Source organism: Pseudomonas sp. NPDC089996, assembly GCF_044748405.1.
Classification (GTDB): domain Bacteria; phylum Pseudomonadota; class Gammaproteobacteria; order Pseudomonadales; family Pseudomonadaceae; genus Aquipseudomonas.
The window spans coordinates 623,632-638,943 of the sequence record NZ_JBIVGA010000001.1; the positions used below are offsets into that span (position 1 = coordinate 623,632).

The window sequence follows — 15,312 nt, forward strand, 5'->3', positions numbered from 1 at the left end:
GGCGTTGGCGCGCCTGACTTTATCTTCTGCCGGCCCGCCCGGCCCGTCCCTGTTTGCCTTCCTGTCCGTTTAGCGACCGCCCTTCGTGGCAAAGCCGTGCCCATGGCCGGTGTAGGAAGGTTCGATTTTTGAAGTCAGTAGATTCAAGAGGTTTAGCCCGATGTTACTGATGATCGACAATTACGACTCATTCACTTACAACGTTGTTCAGTACCTTGGCGAGCTGGGTGCCGAGGTCAAGGTCATTCGCAATGATGAAATGACCATCGCCGAAATCGAAGCCCTGAACCCCGAGCGCATTGTCGTTTCCCCTGGCCCATGCACGCCAAGCGAAGCGGGCGTGTCCATCGAAGCCATCCTGCATTTTGCCGGCAAGCTGCCGATCCTGGGCGTATGCCTGGGCCACCAGTCCATCGGTCAGGCCTTTGGCGGTGATGTGGTGCGTGCCCGTCAGGTCATGCACGGCAAGACCAGCCCGGTGCACCACCGCGACCTTGGCGTGTTCGCCGAGCTCAACAACCCGCTCACGGTAACTCGCTACCACTCCCTGGTGGTCAAGCGCGAAACCCTGCCGGATTGCCTGGAAGTCACCGCCTGGACTGCCCATGCAGACGGTTCGGTCGACGAGATCATGGGCCTGCGTCACAAAACGCTGAATATCGAAGGGGTACAGTTCCACCCCGAATCCATTCTCACCGAGCAGGGCCACGAGCTGTTCGCCAACTTTCTCAAACAGACCGGCGGCCGCCGCTAAGGACCGATCATGGATATCAAGAGCGCGTTGAGCCGTATTGTCGGCCACCTGGACCTCAGCACCGATGAAATGCGCGATGTGATGCGCCAGATCATGACGGGTCAGTGCAGTGAGGCGCAGATTGGCGCCTTCCTGATGGGCATGCGCATGAAGAGCGAGAGCATCGACGAGATCGTAGGTGCCGTTTCGGTGATGCGCGAGCTGGCCGACAAGGTTGAACTGAAGAGCCTCGATGGTGTGGTGGATATCGTCGGTACCGGCGGCGATGGTGCCAACATTTTCAACGTCTCCACGGCATCGTCGTTCGTGCTCGCCGCTGCCGGCTGCACCGTGGCCAAACACGGCAACCGCGCGGTATCGGGCAAAAGCGGTAGCGCCGACCTGCTGGAAGCCGCTGGCATCTACCTGAGCCTGACCCCGACCCAGGTCGCCCGCTGCATCGACAGCTTGGGGATAGGCTTCATGTTCGCGCAAAGCCATCACACTGCAATGAAGTATGCCGCTGGCCCGCGTCGCGATCTGGGGCTGCGCACCCTGTTCAACATGCTCGGCCCGCTTACGAATCCGGCCGGCGTGAAGCACCAGGTGGTCGGCGTGTTCACTCAGGCGCTGTGCCGCCCGCTGGCCGAGGTGCTGCAGCGCCTGGGCAGCAAGCATGTGCTGGTGGTGCATTCGAAGGATGGCCTGGACGAGTTCAGCCTGGCTGCGCCAACCTTCGTCGCCGAATTGAAGAACGACGCGATCACCGAATACTGGGTCGAACCCGAAGACCTTGGCATGAAGAGTCAGAGCCTGCATGGCCTGGCCGTCGAGAACCCGCAGGCCTCGCTGGAGCTGATCCGTGATGCCCTGGGCCGGCGCAAGACTGAAAACGGCCAGAAGGCTGCCGAAATGATCGTGCTCAATGCTGGCGCGGCGCTGTATGCCGCAGACCATGCCATGAGCCTGAAGGCTGGCGTGGAACTGGCCCATGACGTACTGCACACCGGGCTGGCCTGGGAGAAGCTGCAGGAACTGGGTGCCTTTACTGCAGTATTCAAGGTGGAGAACGAAGCATGAGTGTGCCGACGGTGCTGGAAAGGATCATCGCCCGCAAATTCCAGGAGGTGGCCGAGCGCAGCGCGCGCGTGAGCCTTGCCGAACTGGAGCGGTTGGCCAAGGCTGCCGATGCCCCGCGTGGCTTTGCCAATGCGCTGATCGAGCAGGCCAAACGCAAGCAGCCGGCGGTGATTGCTGAAATCAAGAAGGCTTCGCCGAGCAAAGGCGTGATCCGCGAGAACTTCGTGCCGGCCGAGATTGCCGTCAGCTACGAGAAGGGTGGGGCAACCTGCCTGTCGGTGCTGACCGATGTGGATTACTTCCAGGGTGCCGACGAGTATCTGCAGCAAGCTCGCGCTGCCGTTTCGCTGCCGGTGATCCGCAAGGACTTCATGGTCGATCCGTACCAGATCGTCGAGGCCCGTGCCCTGGGTGCCGACTGCGTGCTGTTGATCGTTTCGGCGCTGGATGATGTGAAGATGGCCGAACTGGCTTCGGTGGCCAAGGATGTCGGCCTCGACGTGCTGGTCGAAGTGCATGATGGCGATGAGCTGGAACGCGCGCTGAAGACCCTTGATACACCGTTGGTGGGGGTTAACAACCGTAACCTGCACACCTTCGAGGTCAGCCTGGAAACCACGCTCGACCTGTTGCCCCGCATTCCACGCGATCGCCTGGCGATCACCGAGAGCGGTATTCTCAACCGCGCCGATGTCGAGCTGATGGAAATCAATGAGGTCTACTCGTTCCTGGTCGGTGAGGCGTTCATGCGCGCCGAGCAGCCGGGGCTGGAACTGCAACGGTTGTTCTTCCCGGAGCAGGTGAAGAAGACTGTTCAGCCTCTGGACTGATCGAAAACCAAGCCGGCTTTATGCCGGCTTTTTTGTATGTCTGTTCTGGCCTCTTCGCGGGCACGCCCGCTCCCACAGGGAACCCACAATCTTCAGGGCTGCGCTGTACCTGTGGGAGCGGGCGTGCCCGCGAAGAGGCCGGTCAACCCAACATCAAAGGTGGACAATGACCGATCAACCCCTGGCTCTCACCGTCGAGCAAGGCCTGCACGCCGAGCAGGAGCTGCTGGCTGCCGTCTGCCGCGGCGAGCGTGATTGCGGCGTGCTGTTCTGGCGCCCCACCGACCACGCTCTGGTCATGCCCCGGCGCATGAGCCGGCTGGACAACTTCGAAGCTGCCTGTTCCGAACTGGCGATTGCCGGCTGGCCGGTGCTGTTGCGCGAAACCGGTGGCGAGCCAGTGCCGCAGTCGCATTCGACGGTGAACGTTGCGCTGGTCTACGTGGCCCCGCGCAGCGAAGGTGATCACGGCCGAATCGAAAGTGCCTATGAGCGGCTGTGCCTGCCATTGTGTGAGGTGCTGCGCGAGTGGGGCGGCGTGGCATCGGTGGGCGAGATCGACGGTGCCTTCTGCGACGGCCGCTACAACGTCAACCTCAATGGCCGCAAGCTGGTCGGCACGGCCCAGCGCTGGCGCCAGGGCCTGGGTGGCAAGCGCCCGGTGGTGCTGGTGCATGGCGCGCTGCTGCTGGACAACGAGCGCGAGTCGATGGTCGCGGCGGTCAACCGCTTCAATGAATGTTGCGAGCTGGAGCAGCGCTGCCGCGCCGACAGCCACATCGCCCTGCACGAAGTGGCACCCGAGGCGCCCTGGTTCGAGCGCCTGTCCCTGGCCTACCGCGCTGTACTGGCGGCCCTGCCCAAGGATTAACGGGTTCCGTAGACCACCATGGTCTTGCCCTTGACCTGAACCAGGCTGCGTTCTTCGAGGTCCTTGAGGACGCGGCCGACCATTTCCCGCGAGCAACCGACGATACGGCCGATTTCCTGGCGGGTGATCTTGATCTGCATGCCGTCCGGGTGGGTCATGGCATCCGGTTGCTTGCACAGGTCGAGCAGGCAGCGGGCCACGCGGCCGGTGACATCGAAGAACGCCAGGTCGCCGACCTTGCGGGTGGTGTTGCGCAGGCGCTGAGCCATCTGGGTGCCCAGGGCGTAGAGAATCTCCGGGTCCTGGCGGGCCAGTTCGCGGAACTTGTCGTAGCTGATCTCGGCCACTTCGCATTCGGTCTTGGCGCGCACCCAGGCGCTGCGTTGTTGCTCACTGCCAATCGGCTCGAACAGCCCGAGCTCGCCGAAGAAGTCACCGTGGTTGAGGTAGGCGATGATCATCTCGTGACCTTCGTCGTCTTCGATCAGGATGGTGACCGAGCCCTTGATGATGAACGACAGCGTTTCGGCACGGTCACCGGCGCAGATGATGTTGCTTTTGGCGCTGTAGCGGCGGCGCTGGCAGTGAACCAGCAGCTTGTCGATATTCTTGATCTTGGCGGGTAGGGCTGAGGCAACCATCACGAAATCCTGTTCGATGCGAGGCATAGGCTCTTGTTAGACCTTGTCTGACGCGACGCGCCAGTCAATTGGCGCCAGCTTATCAGACAGCGCCAGAAGTTTTGACACTAAAGCGACTCGCATTGAGCTTTTCCGACAGGCATACAAGGCTTAAGCTGACACCCTTTTGCGAAATCCAGGAGTAAGGACAGATGAAGGCACGCATCCAGTGGGCCGGTGAAGCGATGTTCCTCGGTGAATCGGGGAGCGGCCACGTGGTGGTGATGGACGGCCCGCCCGAAGCCGGTGGCCGCAACCTGGGCGTGCGCCCGATGGAAATGCTTCTGCTCGGCCTCGGTGGCTGCAGCAGCTTCGACGTGGTGAGCATCTTGAAGAAGTCGCGCCAGGCGGTGGAAAGCTGCGAAGCCTTCCTGGAAGCTGAGCGTGCCAGCGAAGACCCGAAGGTGTTCACCAAGATCCACATGAACTTCGTGGTCAAAGGGCGTGGGCTGAAAGAGGCCCAGGTCAAGCGTGCGGTGGAGCTGTCGGCCGAAAAGTATTGCTCGGCGTCGATCATGCTCGAACGTGCCGGTGTTGAAATCACCCATGGTTACGAAATCGTAGAGCTGGGCTGAGTCCGGATTTTTGGGGCTGTGCAACAGCCCCGGCGATCCTGGGTCAGTCGCGCAGCGCCGGAAGTGCGCTCAACAACCATTCCGGCAAGCTGCCTCTGACTGCCCGGCTCAACCGCTCCCGTCGCTTCTGGTAGCCCAATCCCAAGCCGATCACTCCCAGCCCGATCAAGGTCAGCACCACCGGGAACAGCAACGATTCGGCAAACACCTCGTAAGACAGATACCCTAGATAAGCCGCTACCCCCAGCGCCCCGAAGATCATGAACACCGGCCGGCGCAACAGCACCGCCATGCCCATCAGCCCCAGGTTGATCAGGCAGTACAGCGCCTTGCCCAGTTCACTGTCGCTCTCCATCATCGTCAGCCCGCCCCAGAATGCCGCCAGACCGGCCAGGTAGCCCCAATGGGCATAGTCCTCGCGGGTACGCCCGTCGACCACCAGAAACACCACCAGCAAGCCCAAGCCGAACCAGAGTGACACCGTGCGCCGCTGCTCCCAGGAGAAGGGTGAGCCATACACCCATTCGCTCAGGTCCATCGACATGAACCACAGGGCCACGGCAATCGGCATGACCACGAAGGGGTAGGGGATCAGGCGCAACATCAGCAGCCCGGCGACCACAGTGGCGGCCTCCATCAGCAGCCAGCCGCCCTGCACGTAGGTGTAGTACTGGTGGTAGTTCGCTTGCGCATCATCCAGTGGCCACCAGCCGGTCAGGCGTTCGATGGCGAACACCACCAGCGGCACGATGCTGACCGCGACGGCAGCCAGTACACCGGCGGCAACGGGTTGCTTGCGACCCTGCAGGTTGAGGGCGAACGACGTGAGAAGAACGACATATAGGGTGGCGATTGCCAGTAACGCCCCGTCGCCAATCGTCATCCAGGCTTCGGTGAGCAGCCAGCCCATCGCACCCATGATCAGCACGGCGCCGAAGTAGAAGGCAACATGGGCCAGCTGGAAACTGCCCCGGGCGGGCGGTTGCTGGCGCAGAAACGCCAGCAGGGCCTGGTCCTGGCCTGGCTGGAGAATGCCGGCTTGCACGGCGCGCGCCAGGTCCTTGGCGTCGATACGGTCCGTCATGTGCGTGCCCTTAGATGCGGTAGGTGCTCTTGGTCATGACCTTGGCCAGCAGGCTCATGCCGAAACGCACAGGCATCGGGAAGCGATAGCCGCCGGCTTCGAGCGCGGATTCGGCGTGCTGCTCTTCATCCACGCGCATCTGTTCGAGGATGGCGCGGGATTTCTCGTCTTCCTGCGGCAGCTGCTCCAGATGTTCGTCCAGATGCTTGCACACCTGATGCTCGGTGGCGGCGACGAAACCAAGGCTGACTTTGTCGCTGACCAGGCCGGCGAGGGCGCCGATGCCGAACGACATGCCGTAGAACAATGGATTGAGCACGCTCGGGTGGCTGCCCAGCTGGCGGATGCGCTGTTCGCACCAGGCCAGGTGGTCGACTTCTTCCTCGGCGGCATGCTCCATGGCCTTGCGCACCTGCGGCAGCTTGGCGGTCAGGGCCTGGCCTTGATACAGCGCCTGGGCGCAGACTTCGCCGGTGTGGTTGATGCGCATGAGCCCGGCAATGTGGCGGGTCTGGTTGTCATCCAGCTCCGCATCCGGCTGGATGATTGCCGGCGATGGGCGGGATGGTTGGCCGCTGAAGGGCAGCAAGGTGCGCATGGCAGTATCTGCCTGCAGCAACAAGCGGTCGAGCGGCGAGTAGTGACGTTCGGTGGCCATCGGGCACCTCCGCTGAAGTGATGCCCGACAGTTTACCTCAATCGCCCGGAGGCGGCTTGCCTTGGGTCAGCCCGGTGGCCAGTGCATCTGGCGCTGGCCGAGCACGTGCATGTGGATGTGGTAAACGGTCTGGCCGCCTTGCTCGTTGCAGTTCATGACCACACGGAAGCCGTCCTCGCAGCCCAGTTCCTTGGCGAGGCGTTGGGCTGTGAACAGGATGTGACCGGCTAGGCCCTTGTCCTCTTCGGTCAGGTCATTGAGGGTGCGAATGTGCTTTTTCGGGATGACCAAAAAATGCACTGGCGCCTGCGGCATGATGTCGTGGAACGCCAGAACCTGGTCGTCCTCGTAGATGATCTTCGCCGGGATCTCCCGGTTGATGATCTTGATGAATAAATCTTCCACAGCACTTGCTCCATGGTGAGTGTCGGCCGAGTGTACTCAGCCCCGCGCCACTCGCCCAGTGGCTATTCCATGCCGACCGGGCAATAGCGGCGGTGGATGAAACCGGCCAGCTTGCGCGTCAGCCAGCGCGGCAGCAGGCGGGGCGCCAGGGCCAGCCAGCGGTTGCGCAGCACCGGCATGATCACTGCGCGATTCCTGGCCAGTGCGCGCACGGTGAAAAGCGCTACTTCTTCAGGGCTCAGGCAGCGACTGCTGCCTTCCAGCCTGGGGATGCGTCGGCGCGATGAGCGAACCGGGCCGGGGCAAAGTACCGAAACCTTGATACCGGCAGGCTTGAGCTCTTCGCGCAATGCTTCGCTGAAATGCATCACATAGGCCTTGCTGGCGGCATAGGTGGCCATACCCGGCCCCGGCGCGACGGCGGCCAGGCCGGCGACGTTGAGAATCTGCCCGCCACCCTGCACGGCCATCAGGTTGCCGATGGCGTGGCACAGGCGGCTCAGGGCAAGGATATTGACCTCTAGCAGGTCCTGCTCGTCGGCCCATTCGTGGGCCAGGAATGGGCCGTAGGTGCGTTGGCCGGCGCAGTTGACCAGCAGGTCGATGCGTCGCTCGCCTTCTTCTAGTTCCAGCACGAAACCGGACAGGCGCAGGGGTTGGCTGAGGTCGCAGGCGCGCAGCAGTACTTCGACACCGAAGCGCTGGGCCAACTCGAGCGCTACCGGCTCCAGTGTTTCTCGATGGCGTGCCACCAGAATCAGGTTGCGCCCGCGCCGCGCCAGGGCTTCCGCCAGGGCCAGGCCCAGGCCGCTGGAAGCACCGGTGATCATGGCGTAACGGGTCATGCAAGGCTCCTGGGGGCTGAAGAGGGCGCCTAGTGTACAGCCTGGCCGGGTGAGTTGTTGCCTTTTGCTACAGGGCCTTGGCGCGCAACGCCTGTGTACGCTCCAAGGCGCCGCGATACTCGCCGTGCAGGCGCTCGATGAGTGTGGCGGCGGCCGGGAGATCATGGATGTCACCTACGCCTTGGCCGGCCGACCAGACGGTTTTCCAGGCCTTGGCTTCGTCGTCGATTGGCTTGAGCTTGCCTTGCTCGTGCCCGGATTTCAGTGCCGCGAGGTCATAGCCGGCCTGTTCCAGGCTGGGACGCAGGAAGCTGGCCGGGATGCCGGATACGGCAGGGGTGTGGATGATGTCGGCAGCTTGGGCATTCAGCAGCATCTGCTTGTAGGCTTCCTGGGCATGGCTTTCCTGGCTGGCGATGAAGCGTGTGCCCATGTAGGCGAGGTCCGCACCCAGCAACTGCGCGGCGAGAATCTCGTGGCCGTGGTTGATGCAGCCGGCCAGCAGCAAGGTCTTGTCGAAGAACTGACGGATTTCGGCCGCCAGGGCGAACGGGCTCCAGGTTCCGGCATGCCCGCCGGCACCTGCCGCTACGGCGATCAGGCCATCGACGCCGGCCTCGGCGGCTTTCTCCCCGTGCCGCCGGGTGGTCACGTCATGAAAGACCAGGCCGCCATAGCCGTGTACTGCATCCACCACTTCCTTCACGGCACCGAGGCTGGTTATGACGATAGGCACGCGGTGCTCGACGCAGAGTGCCAGATCAGCCTGTAACCGCGGGTTGGTCGGATGGACGATCAGGTTTACCGCATAGGGGGCTGGCGCCTGCAACTGCGCCAGGCCTGCCTCGATTTCCTCCAGCCAGGCCTTGAAGCCGGCGCTGTCACGCTGGTTCAGTGCCGGAAAGCTGCCGACCACACCACTGCCGCAGCAGGCCAGCACCAACTCGGGGTTGGAAATCAGGAACATCGGTGCTGCAACCACAGGCAAGCGCAGGCGGTGTTCGAGCGAAGCAGGCAGGGACATGGGCAAGGCTCCATCGTTTTATGTCAGAACGGTTTGACCACCACGAGAATCACGATACCCAGCAGGATCAGCACCGGTACTTCGTTGAACCATCTGTAGTACACATGGCTGCGGGTATTGGTGCCAGCGGCAAAGCGCTTGCGCTGGGCGCCACAGATGTGATGGTAGCCGGTCAGCAGGATCACCAGGGTGAGCTTGGCATGCAGCCAGCCCTGGCTCAGCCAGCCGGGAGTGAGGTAGAGCATCCAGGCGCCGAACACATAGGTAGCGATCATGGCCGGGTTCATGATGCCGCGGTACAGCTTGCGCTCCATGGTGACGAAGCGGTCCTGGCTGATGCTGTCCTGGCTCTGGGCGTGGTAGACGAACAGCCTGGGCAAGTAGAACAGGCCGGCGAACCAGCAGACCACGCTGACGATATGCAGCGCTTTGATCCATAGGTAAAGCATGGAGGGAGTTCCTTCAGGTAATCACGGTCGTCAGATAGTAGAGCCCAAGCGCCTGAAGGGGCACCCCAAGAGTTGTTACAGACGCTGTGCGCCCCTATTATCGTGCGCTTTCTAGACGGTTCGTTGATAAGGGGCAAGCGTTATGATCAAGGTCGGTATCGTCGGCGGCACGGGTTACACCGGCGTCGAACTGTTGCGTCTGCTGGCACAGCATCCACAGGCCGAAGTGGCGGTCATCACTTCGCGCTCCGAGGCGGGCGTGGCGGTCGCCGACATGTACCCGAACCTGCGCGGCCACTATGACGGCCTGGCTTTCAGCGTGCCGGACAGCAAGGCCCTGGCCGCCTGCGACGTGGTGTTCTTCGCCACCCCGCACGGCGTCGCACACGCCCTGGCTGGCGAACTGCTGGCTGCCGGGACCAAGGTCATCGACCTGTCTGCAGACTTCCGCCTGCAGGACGCGACCGAATGGGGCAAGTGGTATGGCCAGCCGCATGGTGCTCCAGAGTTGCTCAAGGACGCCGTCTACGGCTTGCCTGAAGTCAATCGTGAAAAGATCCGCCAGGCGCGCCTGATTGCCGTACCGGGTTGCTATCCGACCGCCACCCAGCTGGGCTTCCTGCCCCTGCTCGAAGCCGGCCTGGCCGACCCGTCGCGCCTGATCGCCGACTGCAAGTCGGGCGTCAGCGGCGCGGGCCGTGGTGCGGCGGTTGGCTCGCTGTTCTGTGAGGCTGGCGAAAGCATGAAGGCCTACGCGGTCAAAGGTCACCGTCACCTGCCCGAAATCAGCCAGGGCCTGCGCCTGGCTGCCGGCAAGGACATCGGCCTGACCTTCGTACCGCACCTGACGCCGATGATCCGTGGTATCCACGCCACCCTGTACGCGAACGTCGTCGATACCTCGGTCGACCTGCAGGCGCTGTTCGAGAAACGCTACGCCGACGAGCCGTTCGTCGACGTAATGCCGGCCGGCAGCCACCCGGAAACCCGCAGCGTGCGCGGTGCCAACGTCTGCCGCATCGCCGTTCATCGCCCGCAGGGTGGTGATCTGGTGGTGGTGCTGTCGGTCATCGACAACCTGGTCAAGGGCGCGTCGGGCCAGGCGGTGCAGAACCTCAACATCCTGTTCGGCCTGGATGAACGCATGGGCTTGTCCCACGCCGGCCTGCTGCCGTAAGCACTTGCTGATGGAAAGGGCCCGCCGCGTGCGGGCCTTTTTGTTTGTCGCGACTAAAGCCGCACAATTCTTGACCAATTTTCTCGGAGAAGCGGATAATGCGCGTCATCGAGTTTTATGGCGGCTACTGCGCCGGGAGAATCTACATGAGCGTCGAAACCTTCACCCCTACGGCTTTGGAATTCACCCACGGCGCCGCGCAAAAGGTGAAGAACCTGGTTTCCGAAGAAGGCAATGACCGCCTGAAGCTGCGCGTATTCGTCACCGGTGGCGGCTGCTCGGGCTTCCAGTACGGTTTCACCTTCGATGAAGACGTTGCCGAAGACGACACCATTGTCGAGCGTGAAGGCGTTTCGCTGGTGGTCGACCCGATGAGCTACCAGTACCTGGCTGGCGCCGAAGTGGACTACCAGGAAGGCCTGGAAGGTTCGCGCTTCGTGATCAAGAACCCGAACGCTGCTACTACCTGCGGCTGTGGATCGTCGTTCTCGATCTGAAACCGGGTTGTACGAAAACGCCGCGCTATTGCGCGGCGTTTTGCATTCTGGCTGGGGTCAGGCCGGATAGATCGCGCCGAGTACGCGTAGCCCTTTGGCCCCCGTCACGCTGGGGCGGTTCGCGGCAATGCCCTCGAGGCAGCAGTGGGCGAGCCAGGCAAAGGCCATGGCCTCGACCCAGTCCGGATCCACGCCGTGTGCGCCGGTGCTGGTGACCCGGGCATCTGGCAGCAGTTCGGCAAGGCGAGCCATCAGCGCACCATTGCGAGCGCCGCCGCCGCATACCAGTAGCGCCTCGGTGTCCTTCTGGGCGTGCTGCAGCGATTCGATGATACTGCGCGCAGTCAGTTCCAGCAGGGTTGCCTGGACATCTTCTTCGCGGTAGGCAGGCAGACGAGACAGATGGCCATCCAGCCAGGGCAGGTTGAACACCTCGCGGCCGGTGCTCTTCGGGCCGCTACCGGCGAAGAACGGGTCGCTCAGCAGGCTGTCGAGCAAATCGACTTGTACCCTGCCACTGGCAGCCCAGGCACCATCGGCATCATAGGCCTGGCCACGCTTGCGCTCGATCCAGGCGTCCAGCAGCACGTTGCCCGGCCCGCAGTCGAAGCCATGTACGGGCTGATCGCGATCGATCAGGCTCAGGTTGCTGAAACCCCCTACATTGAGCACTGCCAGCCGCTGGCCGAGGTGGCTGAACAAGGTTTCATGGAAGGCCGGCACCAGTGGGGCGCCCTGACCGCCCGCTGCGACATCACGACGGCGGAAGTCGGCGACCACGCTGATACCGGTAAGCTCGGCAAGCAGCGCCGGGTTGCCGATCTGTACGGTAAATCCGCGAGCCGGCTCATGGCGGATGGTCTGGCCGTGGCTGCCGATGGCACGGATGCCGTCGGCCTGAAGCCCGTGTTTGGCCAGCAATTGCCGCACACCTTCACCTGCCAGGCTGGCCCAGCGGTTTTCCGTCAGGGCAGCGCGGGCAATCTCGTCAGGGCCACTGCTGCAGAGCTTGAGCAGCTCCTGGCGCAGGTCGGCCGGCATCGGCAGGTAATGGGTGGCAAGCAGTTGCAGCTGTTCGCCTTGTTCGATCAAGGCGATGTCCAGGCCGTCAAGGCTGGTACCGGACATCACCCCCAGGTAAAGCGCCATGGGTCAGCGCTTGTTCGCCGCGAGCATGGTGGCCTTTTCCTGGTCCATGCGGGCGATCAGTGGTTGGCTTTGCTGCAGGAAACGCTGGCGCTCGTTCTTGGCGATCGGGTCAGACATCGGCACCTTCTGGCTCAGCGGGTCGACATGCACGCCGTTGACCTGGAACTCGTAGTGCAGGTGCGGGCCGGTCGACAGGCCAGTGGTACCGATGTAACCGATGATCTGGCCTTGCTTCACGCTGCTGCCGGTCTTGATGCCCTTGGCAAAGCCCTGCATGTGACCATACAGCGTCTTGTAGCGGTTGCCGTGAGCAATGATCACGGTGTTGCCGTAGCCGCCGCGGCGGCCAGCCAGCTCGATGCGACCATCACCTGCCGCCTTGATTGGTGTCCCACGCGGGGCGGCGTAGTCGACGCCCTTGTGTGCACGGATCTTGTTCAGGATCGGGTGCTTGCGGCCGGCGGAAAAGCGCGAGCTGATACGAGCGAAGTCGACCGGGGTACGGATGAACGCCTTGCGCAGGCTGTTGCCGTCGGCGGTGTAGTAGCTGGTGTTGCCCTGCTTGTTGGTGTAACGCACGGCGGTGTAGGTCTTGCCGCGGTTGGTGAAGCGTGCGGACAGGATATTGCCGGTGCCGACTACCTTGCCGTCCATGATCTTCTGCTCGTAGACCACGTCGAACTCATCGCCCGGACGAATATCCTGAGCGAAGTCGATGTCGTAGCCCAGGACCTTGGCCATGTCCATGGTCATGCTGTGGGACAGGCCGGCACGCTGGGCCGAGGCCGACAGCGAGCTCTTGATCACGCCGTGGGCGTATGCGGTGCGAACGACAGGCTTGCTGATCTCACGATCGAAGGTGTAGCCCTTGGCGTTCTTGGTCAGGCGGATGGTTTCGAGGTTGCTGACCTTGCTGTGCAGGCTGGCCAGCTGGCCGTCTTTGTCGAGTTCGAACTGCAGTACCTGGCCATGCTTGAGCTGGCTGAACTGCTTGGCCTGCTTGTTGCCGGCCAGCAGGTCGTGCACCGCGTTTGCCGGCAGGCCGACCTTGGCGAACAGGGTAGAAAGGGTATCGCCGCGGGCTACGGTCACTTCACGGTGAGCTGGCTCCTGGGCATCAGGCTTTTTTTCGGTGGCAGGCGCTTCTTGTGCAGCCTGTTCGGTGTTGGTTTCTGCGCCATCGATCTGGGCGAAGGGAGACCCCTGATCGGCTTGAGTCTGTACCAGCGGGGCGGCGGTGGACTCGTCCTTCAGCTGTTCGGCCGGGCTCTCCAGCTCAAGGCTGAGCGTGGTCTTCTTGGCTTCGACTTCGCTGGAGGGAAATACCAGCAATGCCAGGCTGAGCAGGGCAGCGATCCCGCTGGCGGCCAACAGATGGCTTTTCGGATAAAGCGGGGGCGCTTTAGGCGTTTCGTTGGTCATAGGTAAGGTGACTTTGAAGAAAAATGAATATGGAAAAGATGAATGACATGATGAAGATGAAATAACTGTATAAAATATAACCAAATCTATTTTCGCGCAAGGGCGCGTAGACGCCGTGACGCGGCGGTCGGGTCACATTTCATTTCGAAACTTGTAATTGATGGCCGATCTTGTATGGTTGGCTCCCTTTGAATCTGAGCCTTGCGGGTCTGTCTATGAAGTCGGTTGAAGAGCAGCTGGCGCTTATCAAGCGCGGTGCGGAAGAGGTGTTGGTCGAGTCGGAACTGGTCGAGAAGCTCAAGCGCGGCCAGCCTCTGCGTATCAAGGCAGGCTTCGACCCGACTGCACCTGACCTTCATTTGGGGCACACGGTGCTGATCAACAAGCTGCGTCAGTTCCAGGAACTGGGGCATCAGGTCATCTTCCTGATCGGTGACTTCACCGGCATGATCGGTGATCCGAGTGGCAAGAGCGCCACGCGCCCACCGCTGACCCGCGAGCAGGTGCTGGAAAACGCCGAGACCTACAAGCAGCAGGTGTTCAAGATTCTCGACCCGGCCAAGACCGAAGTCGCGTTCAACTCCACCTGGATGGACCAGCTAACCCCGGCGGATTTCATTCGCCTGGCATCGCAGTACACCGTTGCGCGCATGCTCGAGCGTGATGACTTCGACAAGCGCTACACCACCAATCAGCCAATCGCTATTCATGAGTTCCTTTACCCGCTGGTGCAGGGTTACGACTCGGTGGCACTGAAGGCCGATGTGGAGCTGGGCGGTACCGATCAGAAATTCAACCTGCTGATGGGGCGCGAGCTGCAGCGTTCATATGGTCAGGAAGCCCAGAACATCGTGACCATGCCGTTGCTCGAAGGGCTCGATGGCGTGAAGAAGATGTCCAAGTCGCTGGGTAACTATGTCGGTATCCAGGAGGCACCGGGCGTCATGTACAGCAAGCTGGTGTCGATCCCGGACACCCTGATGTGGCGTTATTTCGAGCTGCTGAGCTTCCGTTCGATGGAAGAGATCGAGCAGTTCCGCGCCGATGTTGCCAATGGCGCCAATCCACGGGACGTCAAGATCAAGCTGGCCGAAGAGATCGTTGCGCGCTTCCATGGTGAAGAGGCAGCGGCCAATGCGCACCGTGCTGCGGGTAACCGCATGAAAGAGGGCGAGCTGCCGGAAGATCTGCCGGAGATCGAAGTGGCTGCGGCTGAAGACTTGCCGATCGCTGCCGTGCTGAACCGTGCAGGCCTGGTGAAGAACTCGGCGCAGGCGCGTGACCTGCTTAGTGGTGGCGCGGTGAAGGTCGATGGTGCAGTGGTCGATAAGGACTTCGTGTTTGTTGTTGGTGCGACCCATGTATGCCAGGCAGGCAAGAAGTCGTTTGGCCGGGTTACCCTCAAGGCTGAGTGATAGTCTGGCGGTGTAGCTATATAGAAGCGGGGAGGCCGGTAGGCCTCCCCGCTTTGTTTTTGGGGTGGGCTGGTGGCGGTTGTCTTGAAATTGTGTTGGGTCTCATGGGCGCGGCTTGCATCAAGGCAGGCACCTGTCAGCCCTGATATGGTGTTTTTCCCTTATATTTCAATTTAATGAAATTAAAGGTTGACGCCCTCTCGAATCCCCTTATAATGCGCCCCACTTCCAGCGACATCGGAACGACAAACTCCTTGAAATTCAATGAGTTAGATTGTTAAGAGGTCACTGAAAGGGCTTCGATCGAATGATCGATAGCGGTCGAGATGAAGGTTGACAGCGGTTTTAAACGCTGTATTATTCGCCTCCCGCTACGAGAGATCGCAGCGAGTCAAGTGTTTGAAGCTAAACGAGTTTC

The 15,312-nt window shown here is 61.8% G+C and carries 17 protein-coding genes; 8 read left to right on the top strand and 9 right to left on the bottom strand.

The features are described 5' to 3' along the window. The first annotated feature begins 160 nt into the window (after positions 1–160). From ACIPW4_RS02875 to ACIPW4_RS02890, 4 genes are all read left to right on the top strand, one after another. Positions 161–754 carry an aminodeoxychorismate/anthranilate synthase component II gene (locus ACIPW4_RS02875; RefSeq protein ID WP_400654569.1) on the top strand — a complete coding sequence of 198 codons (594 nt, stop codon included), beginning with the start codon at positions 161–163 and terminating at the stop codon, positions 752–754. Between the two features lie 9 nt (positions 755–763). Beyond that, positions 764–1,813 carry an anthranilate phosphoribosyltransferase gene (gene trpD, locus ACIPW4_RS02880; RefSeq protein ID WP_400654571.1) on the top strand — a complete coding sequence of 350 codons (1,050 nt, stop codon included), beginning with the start codon at positions 764–766 and terminating at the stop codon, positions 1,811–1,813. Next, positions 1,810–2,643, top strand: a complete 834-nt coding sequence (gene trpC, locus ACIPW4_RS02885) for an indole-3-glycerol phosphate synthase TrpC (protein ID WP_400654573.1) — start codon at positions 1,810–1,812, stop codon at positions 2,641–2,643. The genes trpD and trpC overlap by 4 nt, the downstream gene beginning before the upstream one ends. A gap of 166 nt (positions 2,644–2,809) precedes the next feature. Then, positions 2,810–3,514 carry a biotin/lipoate A/B protein ligase family protein gene (locus ACIPW4_RS02890; RefSeq protein ID WP_400654575.1) on the top strand — a complete coding sequence of 235 codons (705 nt, stop codon included), beginning with the start codon at positions 2,810–2,812 and terminating at the stop codon, positions 3,512–3,514. On the opposite strand, the gene crp is transcribed toward ACIPW4_RS02890, so the two are convergent. Further along, entirely contained in the window at positions 3,511–4,155 is a 645-nt protein-coding gene (gene crp / locus ACIPW4_RS02895; RefSeq protein ID WP_400654577.1) for a cAMP-activated global transcriptional regulator CRP, read from the bottom strand. The two genes, ACIPW4_RS02890 and crp, sit on opposite strands and share 4 nt — an antisense overlap. Before the next feature lie 191 nt (positions 4,156–4,346). Between crp and ACIPW4_RS02900 the strand changes: the two genes are divergently transcribed. Beyond that, positions 4,347–4,769, top strand: a complete 423-nt coding sequence (locus ACIPW4_RS02900; RefSeq protein ID WP_004376171.1) for an OsmC family protein — start codon at positions 4,347–4,349, stop codon at positions 4,767–4,769. A 43-nt stretch (positions 4,770–4,812) separates the two neighbouring features. On the opposite strand, the gene ACIPW4_RS02905 is transcribed toward ACIPW4_RS02900, so the two are convergent. The 6 genes from ACIPW4_RS02905 to hemJ all read right to left on the bottom strand — a co-directional run bounded on the left by ACIPW4_RS02905 (position 4,813) and on the right by hemJ (position 9,234). Then, the gene (locus ACIPW4_RS02905) at positions 4,813–5,853 is read right to left on the bottom strand and encodes a DUF2157 domain-containing protein (RefSeq protein ID WP_400654578.1); all 1,041 of its coding nucleotides are present in this window, start codon (positions 5,851–5,853) and stop codon (positions 4,813–4,815) included. A gap of 10 nt (positions 5,854–5,863) precedes the next feature. Beyond that, positions 5,864–6,511: a 2-polyprenyl-3-methyl-6-methoxy-1,4-benzoquinone monooxygenase gene (gene coq7, locus ACIPW4_RS02910; RefSeq protein WP_400654580.1), complete on the bottom strand. Its 648-nt coding sequence runs from the start codon at positions 6,509–6,511 to the stop codon at positions 5,864–5,866. A 66-nt stretch (positions 6,512–6,577) separates the two neighbouring features. Next, the gene (locus tag ACIPW4_RS02915) at positions 6,578–6,916 is read right to left on the bottom strand and encodes a histidine triad nucleotide-binding protein (RefSeq protein WP_294336836.1); all 339 of its coding nucleotides are present in this window, start codon (positions 6,914–6,916) and stop codon (positions 6,578–6,580) included. A 62-nt stretch (positions 6,917–6,978) separates the two neighbouring features. Next, positions 6,979–7,761, bottom strand: a complete 783-nt coding sequence (locus tag ACIPW4_RS02920) for an SDR family NAD(P)-dependent oxidoreductase (protein ID WP_400654582.1) — start codon at positions 7,759–7,761, stop codon at positions 6,979–6,981. Positions 7,762–7,828: 67 nt separating this feature from the next. Further along, positions 7,829–8,785, bottom strand: a complete 957-nt coding sequence (locus ACIPW4_RS02925) for an NAD(P)H-dependent flavin oxidoreductase (protein ID WP_400654584.1) — start codon at positions 8,783–8,785, stop codon at positions 7,829–7,831. 23 nt (positions 8,786–8,808) lie between these two features. Further along, positions 8,809–9,234: a protoporphyrinogen oxidase HemJ gene (gene hemJ, locus ACIPW4_RS02930; RefSeq protein WP_400654586.1), complete on the bottom strand. Its 426-nt coding sequence runs from the start codon at positions 9,232–9,234 to the stop codon at positions 8,809–8,811. Positions 9,235–9,376: 142 nt separating this feature from the next. Between hemJ and argC the strand changes: the two genes are divergently transcribed. Both argC and erpA read left to right on the top strand, forming a co-directional pair. Further along, a complete protein-coding gene (gene argC, locus ACIPW4_RS02935) occupies positions 9,377–10,411 on the top strand; it encodes an N-acetyl-gamma-glutamyl-phosphate reductase (RefSeq protein ID WP_019472953.1) in 1,035 nt (344 codons plus the stop codon). A 146-nt stretch (positions 10,412–10,557) separates the two neighbouring features. Continuing rightward, a complete protein-coding gene (erpA, locus tag ACIPW4_RS02940; RefSeq protein ID WP_027917433.1) occupies positions 10,558–10,908 on the top strand; it encodes an iron-sulfur cluster insertion protein ErpA in 351 nt (116 codons plus the stop codon). Positions 10,909–10,965: 57 nt separating this feature from the next. On the opposite strand, the gene ACIPW4_RS02945 is transcribed toward erpA, so the two are convergent. Then, positions 10,966–12,057: an anhydro-N-acetylmuramic acid kinase gene (locus ACIPW4_RS02945; protein ID WP_400654588.1), complete on the bottom strand. Its 1,092-nt coding sequence runs from the start codon at positions 12,055–12,057 to the stop codon at positions 10,966–10,968. 3 nt (positions 12,058–12,060) lie between these two features. Further along, on the bottom strand, positions 12,061–13,479 hold the full coding sequence (locus tag ACIPW4_RS02950) for a peptidoglycan DD-metalloendopeptidase family protein (RefSeq protein ID WP_400654591.1): 1,419 nt from the start codon (positions 13,477–13,479) through the stop codon (positions 12,061–12,063). Between the two features lie 215 nt (positions 13,480–13,694). Between ACIPW4_RS02950 and tyrS the strand changes: the two genes are divergently transcribed. Then, positions 13,695–14,894, top strand: coding sequence for a tyrosine--tRNA ligase (gene tyrS / locus ACIPW4_RS02955; protein WP_400654592.1), 1,200 nt, complete (start codon positions 13,695–13,697; stop codon positions 14,892–14,894). Positions 14,895–15,312: the final 418 nt, after the last annotated feature.

Bases quoted from the DNA above. Each gene is read 5' to 3' on its own strand.
- trpD (WP_400654571.1), top strand. From the start codon at position 764: ATGGATATCAAGAGCGCGTTGAGCCGTATTGTCGGCCACCTGGACCTC.
- argC (WP_019472953.1), top strand. From the start codon at position 9,377: ATGATCAAGGTCGGTATCGTCGGCGGCACGGGTTACACCGGCGTCGAA.
- ACIPW4_RS02875 (WP_400654569.1), top strand. From the start codon at position 161: ATGTTACTGATGATCGACAATTACGACTCATTCACTTACAACGTTGTT.
- coq7 (WP_400654580.1), bottom strand. From the start codon at position 6,511: ATGGCCACCGAACGTCACTACTCGCCGCTCGACCGCTTGTTGCTGCAG.
- ACIPW4_RS02900 (WP_004376171.1), top strand. From the start codon at position 4,347: ATGAAGGCACGCATCCAGTGGGCCGGTGAAGCGATGTTCCTCGGTGAA.
- hemJ (WP_400654586.1), bottom strand. From the start codon at position 9,234: ATGCTTTACCTATGGATCAAAGCGCTGCATATCGTCAGCGTGGTCTGC.
- tyrS (WP_400654592.1), top strand. From the start codon at position 13,695: ATGAAGTCGGTTGAAGAGCAGCTGGCGCTTATCAAGCGCGGTGCGGAA.
- ACIPW4_RS02925 (WP_400654584.1), bottom strand. From the start codon at position 8,785: ATGTCCCTGCCTGCTTCGCTCGAACACCGCCTGCGCTTGCCTGTGGTT.
- ACIPW4_RS02945 (WP_400654588.1), bottom strand. From the start codon at position 12,057: ATGGCGCTTTACCTGGGGGTGATGTCCGGTACCAGCCTTGACGGCCTG.
- crp (WP_400654577.1), bottom strand. From the start codon at position 4,155: ATGGTTGCCTCAGCCCTACCCGCCAAGATCAAGAATATCGACAAGCTG.
- ACIPW4_RS02920 (WP_400654582.1), bottom strand. From the start codon at position 7,761: ATGACCCGTTACGCCATGATCACCGGTGCTTCCAGCGGCCTGGGCCTG.
- ACIPW4_RS02905 (WP_400654578.1), bottom strand. From the start codon at position 5,853: ATGACGGACCGTATCGACGCCAAGGACCTGGCGCGCGCCGTGCAAGCC.
- ACIPW4_RS02890 (WP_400654575.1), top strand. From the start codon at position 2,810: ATGACCGATCAACCCCTGGCTCTCACCGTCGAGCAAGGCCTGCACGCC.
- erpA (WP_027917433.1), top strand. From the start codon at position 10,558: ATGAGCGTCGAAACCTTCACCCCTACGGCTTTGGAATTCACCCACGGC.
- trpC (WP_400654573.1), top strand. From the start codon at position 1,810: ATGAGTGTGCCGACGGTGCTGGAAAGGATCATCGCCCGCAAATTCCAG.
- ACIPW4_RS02950 (WP_400654591.1), bottom strand. From the start codon at position 13,479: ATGACCAACGAAACGCCTAAAGCGCCCCCGCTTTATCCGAAAAGCCAT.